We start from the raw sequence: 12,796 nt of genomic DNA, 5'->3' as shown, positions 1-12,796 counted from the left end.
TCATTTAAAGTGATATATAGAAATAATCTGAGATGAAAAAAATATCCTTAGTTTTTCCAGTTTATAATGTTGCTGCTTATGTAAGAGATAGTTTACTAAGTGCGTTAGAACAATCTTATTCTAATATAGAGTATCTTATTATTGACGATAGAGGTACAGATAATAGTATGGATATTGTAAATGATATAGTAAATAGTCATTCTCGCAAAGAAGCAATTCGTATAATAAAGCATCCTAAAAATCGAGGACTTGGTGGTACAAGAAATACAGCAATATTAGAAGCGACTGGTGAATATTTATTTTTTTTGGATAGTGATGATATTTTGTTGAATAATGCAATTGAACTGTTAGTTGATTTATTGAAAGAGGATGATTATGATATGATTGCAGCATCTTTTGAGAGGGTAATTAATGAAAAGAGCGAAATGTTTTGTTTGCCAGATAATGCTTTGATTGGCAAAAATGAAATTGTAAGTACCTACTTTGCTAAAAAATCATGTTATGAAATGATTTGGGGTAAACTTTATAAATTATCTTTTTTGAGAGAACATAATTTGAATTTTATTGAATTTTGTAATCATGAAGATACTCCCTTTACATTTCATTTAATGTTGTGTTTGAATAAAATAAGATTATCGTCATCTATTATTTATCAATGGAGATTTAGGGAGAATTCGGTTACTTCTGTTTATAAGGAGAAGAATATTTCTGATTTATTTTTAGGATTTGTATATATGGCTGGTATTTTGCCAAAATATTTGACTGATGATAATTATATTGAAATGTTACGGTATGTGAATAATTTTCGACTTTTTCCAATATGGTTGTTATTAAAAGGAAAAGTTCTAACTGATGACAAAAATAATTTATTAGTTAAGTTTTCTGTACCGTTGTTGAGTTTTAATGATTTTTTGAGGATGCCATTGAGTTGTTCAGAGAAAATGAAACATTTTATTTTTTTGTTACCATATAAATTGAAGTGGTTATTATTATCAATTATTGTACATACTCAAAAAATCTAATAGTAATGTAGTGAAAAGAGAATACTAAAATAAATAGGATGGAGGTGATAAATGTTTTTTATAGGTATTTAATTCTCATAACTGTTTTTTTATGGAATACAAGAATATAAGTGTTGTAATGTGTACTTTTAATGGTGCGTTATATTTGGAGGAACAGTTAATGTCCATTATTAATCAGACTTATCCTATATATGAGATTATAATCCAAGATGATTGTTCTACAGATTCTAGTAATATCGTTTTTCAAACATTTGAAAAACGATATACGTGTATACACGTATATCGTAATGAGACTCGTAAAGGTATAAATGCTAATTTTTTTTCTGCAATGTCTCGTGCTAAAGGTGATTTCATAGCTATTTCTGACCAAGATGATATTTGGGAATTAGATAAAATTGAGAATCAAATGAATTCAATACAAGATAATTGGTTGTCAAGTGGATTTTCGAAGCCTTTTGCTGATAATGAATCTATTTATTTTGACAATAGAATACCTAATTTGAATTTGGAAAGGCTTATTTATATTGCGTCTTCTACTCCTGGTCATACTTTGTTATTTCGAAAGGAGTTATTAAGTAAGGTTCCTATGATGGATTTTATCCTTTATGATCACTTGATGACGATAACAGCTGCAGCTTTGGGTAAACTGAGCTTCTGCAATAAGATTTTGGTTAATCATAGAGAACATTCTTCCTCTGCGACTTTTACGTTGCCCGTAATGAAGCGTGGAAAGAGTACGAAAAATATTAAAAATATTATTTCTTCCTTATTAAGGACGTTCATTCTGTATTTGAAGCTACACTCTAAGATCAGGTCTTATTTTATTGATATGTGCTGTCTACTCAATGAATTTCCGAATCAAGATTGTAATGTTTATGCAAAAAAGATAGCATATTATAATTCACAAAAAGGTCTTTTTTCATATTTGAATATCATATATCTTTGTGTGAAGAGAAGGACGAGACTTTTTTATGTGGAAGAGCCAGATAACTTCCTTACTTTTTTGCGTGCATTATATTTTCCTATATCTTCAAGTGATTATTTTAGATATATGTCTAAACCGGATTAAAATGTTGAAATACTTTTTATGTTTAAGACTCCTATCTTATTTTTAGTTTTTGCTCGACCCGATACAACAGCCAAAGTTTTTGAGCGTATAAGGCAGATACAGCCTTGTAGATTGTATGTGGCTGCTGATGCACCGAGGGATAATCGCCCGGATGAGATCAAACGAAGTGAAGAAACACGTCGTATCTTTGATCAGATTGATTGGCCTTGTGAGGTATATACTTTATTCCGTGAAAAGAATTTAGGATGTAAGTTGGCTGTATCTTCTGCCATTACATGGTTTTTCGAAAAAGAAGAATATGGCATAATTTTGGAAGATGATTGTTTACCTGACCTATCATTCTTCCCTTTCTGTGAAGAATTGCTTATTAAATATAGGGATGATGACCGTATTGGACATATAGGTGGTAATAATTTTTTTAAAGGGATCGTTTCCAATGAAGTTAGCTATGATTTTTGTTCATTTTCTCATATTTGGGGCTGGGCATCTTGGCGAAGAGTGTGGAAAAACTATGATGTGAATTTCTCGTATTGGCGTGATGCTCAATCGAATAGTTTCTTGAAGGATTCATTGTTTAGGAATATTCGTGAAAAAATTTATTTTACTTCATTTATAGATGATACATTACAGAATATAAATGGTATCAATACCTGGGATGTTCAATATTTATTTATGCTTAGAGTACAAAATCAGTTATCTGTTTATCCTCAGGTGAATTTGGTCACTAATATCGGGTTGAATAGTCCGGATGCAACTCATACTAAGGGTAATAGTAAATACTACATTGAGTCCGAAGAGATCAAACTCCCTTTGAAACATCCAAGATATATACTGGCAAATAAATCTATTGATATTTGTACGGTAAAGAATAATTTCTTTTCTTATAAAAGACTTCTAAGATATATGTTTAATCTGTTGTAATGAGATCATTATAACTCTAATGTTGGCATTTAATGGAAATTCCTATTATAATTGTTCATAAAGGAGATAGTTTTTATTTATCTCCTGTTTTGAAACAGGCTCGATTAATTAATCCTCATAGTCAAATTTATTTGATTAGTGATAAATCTACGAATAAATATAGCTGTGTAGAGCATTGTTATATAGAGTTGTATATGGATGGTGCTAATGAATTTCAAAAAGTTTACAAGCATATGTCTTCTAATTTTTATGCTTATGAACTATTTTGTTTTCAAAGATGGTTTGTAATAAGAGATTTTATTAAGCAAAAAAATATTCAACATTTCCTTTGCCTTGATTCTGATGTGTTATTATATTGTAATGTAGATGAAATTTTTAGTCGTTATTTAAATTATGATTTTACAGTATGTCATCAAATTGGACCAGGGAACTCTTTGTTTAATGTTTCTTCGATAGAAAAGTTGTGTAATTTAATGTTGTCTTTTTATACTGATGAGAGAATATTGGGTGAACTAAAATCAACTTATCAGAATATAGTTGATAAAAAACTTTCTGGAGGAATTTGTGATATGACTGCATTTATGTGGTATCAAAATAAAGTCTCAGACAATGTGATTGATTTATCAATACCGAAAAATGGAGTCTGTTTCGATGGTGCTATTACTGTTTCCTCTGGATTTGAAATGGCAGGTTCCAAAAAGAGGATTTATTGGAAAAATGATTTGCCATATGGCAAGTTGGTAGAAGATGGTACTTTTGTTCAATTTTATTGTCTTCACTTTCAAGGAAGATCAAAGTACTCCATATTCAAATATTTGTTGGATGACAAAAATCACCATCAGTCCGGATTTTTCTATACATTAACATGGATGTTTTCTGAAAAAATGTTATTCGCAAGAATGAAATCTATAAAAAAAGCAGTATCTAATCCTTCAATGCTGTTTAATTATATCAAGAAAATAGTGGCAAGATGATATGAAAGTACTTTTGATTAGTACATATGAATATTTTGGAGGTGCGGCCATAGCTGCAAAGCGATTATTGCGTGCGTTAATAAAAATGCGGATTAATTCTAAATTGTTGGTTAAGCAGATTGCTTCAGGAGAGTCTGATATTCTGTCTCTTAATACATCGGCATTTCGTTCTGGACAGAATTATTGTCGTTTCTTTTGGGAACGGATAGTGATTTTTATGAATAATGGATTTAATCGTACTAATTTGTTTAAAGTTTCTTTGGCGAATACGGGGATAGATATATCTAAAGAGAATATAGTTATATCCTCTGACATAATACATATTCATTGGATAAATCAGGGTATGCTATCTTTGCATGATATAAAAAAATTAATTGATACAGGTAAGCCTATAGTTTGGACATTGCATGACATGTGGCCTGTAACCTCAATTTGTCACCATTCCTGGGGATGTGAAGGTTTTACGAAAAACTGTGGAATGTGTCCTTTTTTGAAATCAAAAAATTCTAAAGATATCTCTTATCAAATTTGGCATAAAAAAAAGTTTATAGCTTCTTCAAATATTCAAATTGTAGCAGTTAGTTCCTGGTTAGCCCAAATGGCTCAAAAAAGTAGTTTGACAAAAGAGCTAAATATTACTGTTATTCCAAATGTGATAGATTTGTCTGTTTTTTACCAAAGGGACAAGATGACTATTCGTAGGGAATATTCTATATCGCAGGATGTATCTGTTATTTTAATGGGGGCGGTTCGTTTAGATGATCCAATCAAAGGATTCGGATATTTGAAGGATGCCTTATCTAAAGTGAGTACTAAAAATGTTATGTTACTTTTATTTGGAGCTATAAAAGATAAATCCATATTGAATGATCTATCGGTTCCTTATTTATGCTTAGGACAGATAAGTGACTCTGTAAAAATAGCAGAGTTGTATTCTGCGGCAGATGTAACTGTTGTTCCTTCATATTATGAAACGTTTGGTCAAACGATTATCGAGGCTATGGCTTGTGCTTGCCCTGTGGTTAGTTTTAATAATAGCGGACAAACAGATATTATTGATCACAAAATAAATGGTTATTTAGCGCAATATCGTAATGTTGTAGATTTTGCAGAAGGTATTGATTGGACTCTGAATAATCGTAATAATAAAGATATTTCTTTATCTTGTGTAAAGAAAGTGCATGATAATTATTCTGAGGAAATCGTTGCTAATAAATATATTTCTTTATATCATAAGTTGTTAGATGCATAATGAGGATGTTAATATTGCCATCTGTATTATAAAAATAAGAATAGAGGCTTACGTTATTTGAATATGTTGAAAGAAGAATCTTTTTTTTGATATAGATTGATATACAAACTTAGTCTGAATTAATTAGTTCGTAAAAAAGTTAACATGCAACAACCAGTTTTTTCAATCATAACAATCACCTATAATGCTTCCCGTTGGTTAGAGCAGACTATTCTTGGGGTGCTGAGCCAATCGTATCCGAATATTGAATATATCGTTATTGACGGAGGTTCGACGGATGGGACGGTGGATATTATAAAGCAATATGCTTCCGGAATTTCTTATTGGATAAGTGAGCCGGATAAAGGTATTTATGATGCAATGAATAAAGGTCTTCAGAAAGCTACGGGCGACTATGTATGGTTTATTAATGCCGGGGATTCTTTATTTACCTCCGATATCGTACAACGGGTTGCCTCTTTAGTTCAGAAGAAGAAAGTTCTGCCTGATATTATTTATGGAGAAACGGTTATTGTTGATGAAGAAGGTAAATCGTTAGGACAACGGAGATTGAAGGCCCCAAACAAACTTACATGGAAAAGCTTCCGGATGGGCATGTTAGTTTGTCATCAGTCATTTATAACAAAACGTAGTATTGCTCCGTTATATGATTTAACATATCGCTATTCTGCTGATTTCGACTGGTGTATCAGAAGTATGAAACAAGCAGGTAAAATATATAATACGCGAATGACATTATCTAACTTCCTGGATGGCGGGGTTAGCACGACTCAGCGCAAAGCCTCTTTGAAAGAAAGATATGATATTATGTGCCGGTATTATGGAGTAATATCAACATCTTTACTTCATGTCTGGTTTGCTATTCGCTTTTATTTTGCTAAGTGGTTCAAAGGTAGAGTGTAAACGAAAATATATAGAAGATACATATTATGCATAGTATGATGAAAAATGTGGGTAAGCATGTGGCTGCCCTTGTCTTGTTTTTAGGGTTGGTGATGGCTTATTTCTCTCCCGCAGTGTTTGATGGAAAGGTTATCAGACAAGGTGATAATGTGAAAGCTGCCGGTATGGGAGGAAGTCAGGTCGATAAATATGCAAAGACTGCTGAACCGGGTGAGTTTAGTGTATGGTCGGATGCTATGTTTTCGGGGATGCCTTATGGACCGGGATATGGAAGTCCGGCTCCGGAATTGCCCTCTTATGGCATTGTTGACGGATGGTTGAAGACTCCGGGATATACTCATGCTGCCATGGTTTTTACCGGGTTAGTCTGTTTCTATCTGTTGATGTGCATCATGGGAGTGAACTGGTGGCTGGCGATAGCGGGAGCGATTGCCTTTGCTTTTGCTTCTTATAATATAATCATTATTGAAGCGGGACATATTGTAAAGGCTTATGTGATAGGGTATATGCCTGTAACGTTGGCGGGTATGTTCTTGCTGTTTAAACGAAAATGGCTTTGGGGAGCAGTCCTGTTCCTTTTAGGAGTGGCTTTCTCTTTGTTGAATGGGCATGTTCAGATAACTTATTATCTGGTTTTGTTATGCTTCTTCATCTATTTGGGATATTCTATCAGGATGCTTAAGGAAAAGCAGACTGCCGACTGGCTTAAAACGTCTTTGATTATGCTGGCATGTGTAGTTTTAGCAGTCCTTCCCAATGCAAAACATATGTATTCCAACTGGGATTTGGGACAACATTCTATCCGTGGAGTCTCTGAACTGACGCCTAAACCAGACGAAACGGGAAAAGTGGAGAAAGCCTCTTCCGGTTTGGATAAAGATTATGCTTTCCAATGGAGTTATGGCTGGAAGGAGTTATTGACTGTCATGATTCCGGATGTATATGGAGGTAGTTCGGGAGGTACATTAGGCAGTTCTTCCGAGTTGTATAAAGAATTGAAGAAAAATGGTGCCCAGGTAGGAAAAGAGGTTCAGACTTATACTTATTGGGGGGATAAACCATTTACATCAGGACCTGTTTATTTTGGAGCATTGGTATGTTTCTTGTTTGTATTGGGGATGTTCGTGGTGCGTAACCCGATGAAATGGTGGTTGTTTGGCGGGGCTGTTTTCCTTACATTCCTGGCTTTAGGACGTAATTTTGATGCATTCAATGATATAATGTTCCATTATTTGCCTTTGTATAATAAGTTCAGAACAGTAGAAATGGCTTTGGTGATTCCAGGATTGGTATTTCCTCTTGTTGCTATTTGGGGATTACGGGAAATATTCAGGGGAAATGTGGATGATAAAACGATGAAAAAAGGCTTTTTATGGTCTTTAGGCATAACTGGTGGTATTTGTCTGATTGTTTTCCTGATACCTTCATTATTGTTGAATTTCCATTCTGCTTATGATGCACAGTTCCAGAACCAGGTTCCGGAATGGTATTACACTGCTTTGTTGATGGACCGTGCTTCGCTGGCTTCGTCGGATGCATTGCGTTCTTTGATTTTTATTTTGTTGGGAGCCGGTTTATTGCTTTGGTACTGGAAGGCGAAAAATAAGACGACTGCTTCTATGATTGTGAGTGCAGGTATGGCCGTGTTGATATTGGTTGATTTATGGTCTGTCGACCGTCGTTATCTGGACGATAGTAATTATGTAAAGGAAAAAGCGGAAGAATCTTATAAGGAAAGTGTTGCTGATAAAGAGATATTTAAGGATACGGATGAATCTTTCCGCGTGTTTGGACTGAATAATCCGTGGCAGGATACAAACGTTTCTTATTTCCATCATTCGATTGGAGGATATCATGCCGTTAAATTACGTCGTTACCAGGAATTGATTGATTATCGTCTGGATGGTGAATACCGTAATATTATCGGTGCTTTGCAAAAGGCACAGAGCATACAGGATATAATGCCTGTCCTGGCAGCCTCTCCTTCTTTAAACATGTTGAATACACGGTATATTATTTATAATCCGGACCAGGCGCCGATTCGAAATCCGTATGCTTATGGAAATGCATGGTTTGTAGATAAGGTGGATATTGTAGAAAATGCGGATGCTGAGATTGAAGCCTTGAATACGATTGATCCGTTGGAGACAGCAGTGGTGGATAAGCGCTTTGCGAAAGACCTGGAAGGCTTTACTCCGCAGGTAGATTCCACGGCAACGATTGTGTTGGAAAAGTACCGTCCTAACCGGTTGACATATAAAACGAAAGCATCTTCAGAACAACTGGCAGTTTTCTCCGAAATCTATTATCCGGGTTGGAAAGTTACAATAGACGGAAAGGAAGCGAATCATTTCCGTGCGGACTGGATTTTACGTGGAATGCTGGTACCCGCGGGAGAACATACAATCGTTTTTGATTTCCATCCGGATACTTATGTGCTTGCCGCTAATGTTTCAGCTTATAGCTCTTTCCTAATCTTGTTATTGCTGATTGCTGCAGTTGGATGGTCCGGCTGGAAATATTGGCAGAAGAGTCGTGAATGAAAGACAATTATAGTTCCATAGTGGAATTTCTGGAGAATAAAGGATTGCTGACGGAATCTTTTGATCTGGAGTTTAAAAGTGCGAAAGGTGGATTTCCTAAGAGCTTTTGGGAAACTTATTCTTCTTTTGCAAATACCGAAGGCGGCATCATCATCCTAGGCATTTCAGAAAAGGATGACCAATGCTTCTATGATGGTCTGCCACAGATGGTGATGCGTAAGTTTCAAGATGATTTTTGGAATCAGGTTAATAATAGGGAAAAGGTTAGCTTTAATCTATTGTTGGAAAATGATGTACAGATGCTTGAGATACAAGAAGGACAATTTATTTTAACCTTCCGTATTTCTTGTGCTGATTATAGGAATCGTCCTGTTTATATCGGTTCAGATCCGATGAAAGGTACTTATAAGCGTTGTCATACGGGAGATTATAAATGTACTCCGGACGAAGTAAAAAGAATGCTTGCCGATAGCTTGCCAGACAAACCCGACTCCAGAATTTTGGAGAACTATACATTGGAAGATCTTGATGAAGTATCTGTCGCTCAATATCGACAGTTGCTAGGAAGTGTAAGACCGGGCCATCCTTTTTTAAAATGGGATGATAAAGGGTTATTACTGAAATTAGGCGGTTGGAAAAAGGATAGGTATACAGGAAAAGAAGGCTTGACGGTTGCTGGTTTATTGATGTTTGGTAAAACAGAAAGTATAGTAGAGGCTTTTCCTGATTATCATGTAGATTATCAAGAGATACCGGAAAGCGGAGAACGTTGGATAGACAGAGTTTATCCGGATGGGACCTGGGAGGCTAATCTATTTCAATTTTTTCATTTGGTGTGGCCTAAGGTGAGTCGTTCTCTTCCGAAAACATTTAAGCTAAAGAATGGCCAAAGGCATGATGAAGGGGCTGTTCATGAAGCCTTACGGGAAGCATTGGCTAATACTTTGATTCATGCGGATTATTTCGGGATAGGGGGAGTTGTAATAAAGAAGTATACGGATTGTTTCTTATTCTCTAATCCGGGATGTCTACTGATAAGTCAAGCTCAATATTATAAAGGAGGCATTAGCGTTCCGCGTAATAATAGTATCCAAACAATGTTTCTGCTTTTAGGGTATGGAGAAAAGGCAGGTTCCGGAAGCACTCGGATTATGAATGCCTGGGAAGGAGCACATTGGAGAAAACCTCTGATAAATGTGTTGCCCCGTCCGGATAGAGTTGAGTTGTGCCTGAGTATGGAGCAGTTATTGCCTCAAAAAAGTATAAATAAACTTATCTCTGTTTTTGGGGAAGAAATTACCCATTTATATGGTGACGGATTAATTGCACTCACGACTGCCGAAATGGAAGGATGTGTGTCTAATGTCAGATTACAGCAACTGATAAATAAACATTCAACGGAAATATCTCAGTTATTGAAAGATTTATGCAATGAGGGATATTTGGTTGCAGAAAATAAAGGACGATGGACTGTCTACCATTTGAATTTACGCGAAGAGAAAAAAACTGTCCAAAAGAATCTTTTTGAAGAAACGATGACACCTCCGGGGAGAAATGATGACACCTCAGGAGAAATGATGACACCTCCGGGGAGAAATGATGACACCTCAGGAGAAATGATGACACCTCGGGGGAGAAATGATGACACCTCGGGAGAAACGATGACACTTCGGGGAAAGAAATGGATGAGGAATGAAGAACTAATGACGTTGGTTGTTGAGATTTGTTGCGATACATTTAAAAGCGTTGATGAGATTGCAACAGTGATTCTTCGTACACCAACTTATTTGAAGAATAAGATATTGCCTCTCCTTTTGGCTCAGGAGCGTTTAGAGCGTCTTTATCCGACCATCCCGAATCATCCAAACCAAGCTTATAGAAAAAAACAAAAGTAAAATTTATGATATCTTACTCAATCATAATCCCTGTATATAACCGTCCGGTTGAAGTTCGGGAGTTGCTTGAAAGTTTATTGCATCAGACTTGCAAGGATTTTGAAGTGCTGATTATTGAAGATGGTTCAGCGGTTCGTTGCGACGAGGTAGTCAAAGAATATGAAGACCGGTTGAATGTACGTTACTTTTTCAAACCGAATTCGGGCAGAAGCCTGACCCGGAATTATGGCATGGAACGTGCCGAAGGTAAATATCAGGTCTTTTTCGACTCGGATTGTATTATTCCGGAAGACTATTTCGAGAAGGTTACGAACTATCTGAAAGAGACAAATGCGGATTGCTTCGGCGGACCGGACAGGGCACATGCCTCTTTTTCCCTGATGCAGAAAGCTATTAGCTATTCGATGACCTCTTTTCTGACAACTGGCGGTATTCGTGGAAGTAAGAAAGGGCTGGAGAAGTTCGTGCCCCGTACATTCAATATGGGATTCTCGCGGGAAGTTTATCAGAAGGTAGGCGGCTTTAAGGATATGTTCGGAGAGGATATTGATTTAAGTACCCGTATCCGTAAAGCCGGTTTTAGTGTAGAGTTGTTTCCGGAAGCCTATGTGTATCATAAGCGCCGCGTGAGTCTGAAATCATTCTACAGACAAGTGTATGTTTTTGGAATGGCGCGTGTGGATTTATATCAGATGCATCCGGATTCGTTGAAGCTGGTTCATCTGTTGCCTGCCTGTTTTGTACTGGGAGTGTTGTTTTTATTGTTATCGTCGTTAATCTGTCCCTGGGCTTTACTGCCGTTGGGTGTTTATATACTGGCGCTGTTCTTGGAATCTCTGTTTGTCAATAAAAGCCTGCCGATCGCTTTACTTTCCATCGTGACCAGCTTTATTCAATTAGGCGGTTATGGTATGGGATTTATCGGTGCATTTGTCCGCAAGGTGATTTTAAAGCAGAAAGTAGACGTTGAGGCAGAGCTGAAGAAGCATTATAAGAAGAAAGCCTGAGCAAAACTCAGCAAATCCGCATAATGGGCCTGGTAGAGTGTTTTTGATACTTCTCCCGGGCCATATTTGTTTCCTATAAATACTCCTCTCATCCCGGCATTTTTGGCAAACAGCATGTCACTGATGCTATCTCCTGCCATTATACTTTTCAGGAAATCAATGTCCGGGAAATCATCTTTGGCCTGAAGTGCCATGCCTGTGTTGGGTTTACGGTTCTTACTGTAATCGCTGGTATCGGTACAAACATATATCTTATCTATCCTTCCTCCCTGTCCGGAGACTTCATTCATCATATAAGCATGTATCTCTTCCAGATCTTTCCGGGTCATTATGCCTTTTCCGACTCCGCGCTGGTTAGTGACAATTATGATATGTTTGAACAGGGGGGAGAGTAGCCTCAGGGCTTCCAATGCTCCGTCGATAAAGATAAATTCCCCGGTTGTTTTGACATAGTCGTGCGGACGTTGCTGGTTGATAACCCCGTCGCGGTCCAGGAATAATGTGTTATAAGGCTTTATATCTTCCATCTTTGAAGTCTGTTTGAGCTTGTGCGTAATCGTCAGGGATACCGATGTCTATGAAATATCCTTCCGATATATATCCGGAAAGGATGGAGGTGGTGACTTTTGCCTCAAAGAAATCCTTTTCGAGTGAAAACTTTGCCGGATAGCCGTCCAGTTCGTTGCGGTTAATCAGATAGATGCCTCCGTTGATAAGGCCCGATTCGCAATATTGCTTTTCGTTGAAACGCAGGATACGGCGGGATTCCTGTTCGATGTCGACAACCCCGTATCTGCTGAACTTCTCCATTCTTTTCAATGCGAGGGTTGCTGATGCGCTGGTTTGCCTGTGGAGGTTTAATAACTCCGGATAATTCACACCGAAGAATGTATCGCCGTTCAGGACGAACACATTCTCTGTACGGACTTTTGAAAGTGCCAGCTTTACTGCTCCTCCTGTTCCGAGCGGGACTTCTTCGACTACGGTCGATATGTCGGCGGAGAAGCGGTTTGCCCCGAGCCATTCCCCGATAATCTCATGTTTGTACCCTAAGGAAAGGATGATATGTTTGAATCCGGCTTCAATCAGCGTTGTAATCAGGTAATGCAGGAAAGGATGCCCGGCTACCGGAGCCATGCATTTGGGAACATCAGACACTACACTTTGCAGCCGGGTACCCATTCCTCCCGCCAGTATGATACATTCCATC

Annotated in this window: 11 protein-coding genes; 9 read left to right on the top strand and 2 right to left on the bottom strand. The window is 37.1% G+C overall.

Annotation, left to right across the window (positions count from 1 at the left end; genetic code table 11):
- The first annotated feature begins 32 nt into the window (after positions 1-32).
- The 9 genes from NBH15_RS01485 (at position 33) to NBH15_RS01445 (ending at position 11,586) form a co-directional block, all read left to right on the top strand.
- Positions 33-1,022 carry a glycosyltransferase family 2 protein gene (locus NBH15_RS01485; RefSeq protein WP_250821819.1) on the top strand — a complete coding sequence of 330 codons (990 nt, stop codon included), beginning with the start codon at positions 33-35 and terminating at the stop codon, positions 1,020-1,022.
- Positions 1,023-1,113: 91 nt separating this feature from the next.
- Positions 1,114-2,091 carry a glycosyltransferase gene (locus NBH15_RS01480; protein WP_250821818.1) on the top strand — a complete coding sequence of 326 codons (978 nt, stop codon included), beginning with the start codon at positions 1,114-1,116 and terminating at the stop codon, positions 2,089-2,091.
- An 18-nt stretch (positions 2,092-2,109) separates the two neighbouring features.
- On the top strand, positions 2,110-3,012 hold the full coding sequence (locus tag NBH15_RS01475) for a hypothetical protein (RefSeq protein ID WP_129697844.1): 903 nt from the start codon (positions 2,110-2,112) through the stop codon (positions 3,010-3,012).
- A gap of 32 nt (positions 3,013-3,044) precedes the next feature.
- On the top strand, positions 3,045-3,986 hold the full coding sequence (locus NBH15_RS01470; RefSeq protein ID WP_129697845.1) for a hypothetical protein: 942 nt from the start codon (positions 3,045-3,047) through the stop codon (positions 3,984-3,986).
- Between the two features lies 1 nt (position 3,987).
- Positions 3,988-5,238: a glycosyltransferase gene (locus NBH15_RS01465; RefSeq protein ID WP_129697846.1), complete on the top strand. Its 1,251-nt coding sequence runs from the start codon at positions 3,988-3,990 to the stop codon at positions 5,236-5,238.
- Positions 5,239-5,382: 144 nt separating this feature from the next.
- On the top strand, positions 5,383-6,141 hold the full coding sequence (locus tag NBH15_RS01460; RefSeq protein WP_250821817.1) for a glycosyltransferase family 2 protein: 759 nt from the start codon (positions 5,383-5,385) through the stop codon (positions 6,139-6,141).
- 26 nt (positions 6,142-6,167) lie between these two features.
- Positions 6,168-8,684 (top strand): YfhO family protein, encoded by a 2,517-nt coding sequence (locus NBH15_RS01455; protein WP_250821816.1) that lies wholly within the window; start codon positions 6,168-6,170, stop codon positions 8,682-8,684.
- Positions 8,681-10,579, top strand: a complete 1,899-nt coding sequence (locus NBH15_RS01450; RefSeq protein ID WP_250821815.1) for an RNA/DNA-binding domain-containing protein — start codon at positions 8,681-8,683, stop codon at positions 10,577-10,579. Before NBH15_RS01455 ends, NBH15_RS01450 begins: the two co-directional genes overlap by 4 nt.
- A gap of 5 nt (positions 10,580-10,584) precedes the next feature.
- Positions 10,585-11,586 (top strand): glycosyltransferase, encoded by a 1,002-nt coding sequence (locus NBH15_RS01445; RefSeq protein WP_250821814.1) that lies wholly within the window; start codon positions 10,585-10,587, stop codon positions 11,584-11,586.
- Here NBH15_RS01445 and NBH15_RS01440 read toward each other — a convergent pair.
- On the bottom strand, positions 11,568-12,113 hold the full coding sequence (locus NBH15_RS01440) for a D-glycero-alpha-D-manno-heptose-1,7-bisphosphate 7-phosphatase (RefSeq protein ID WP_128132766.1): 546 nt from the start codon (positions 12,111-12,113) through the stop codon (positions 11,568-11,570). The two genes, NBH15_RS01445 and NBH15_RS01440, sit on opposite strands and share 19 nt — an antisense overlap.
- Entirely contained in the window at positions 12,091-12,795 is a 705-nt protein-coding gene (locus NBH15_RS01435) for a nucleotidyltransferase family protein (RefSeq protein ID WP_250821813.1), read from the bottom strand. The genes NBH15_RS01440 and NBH15_RS01435 overlap by 23 nt, the downstream gene beginning before the upstream one ends.
- Position 12,796 lies beyond the last annotated feature (1 nt).

It is taken from the genome of Parabacteroides caeci (assembly GCF_023656795.1).
Classification (GTDB): domain Bacteria; phylum Bacteroidota; class Bacteroidia; order Bacteroidales; family Tannerellaceae; genus Parabacteroides; species Parabacteroides segnis.
Note: the sequence above shows the minus strand (reverse complement) of the source record. Positions and strands in the feature narration are given on the sequence as shown.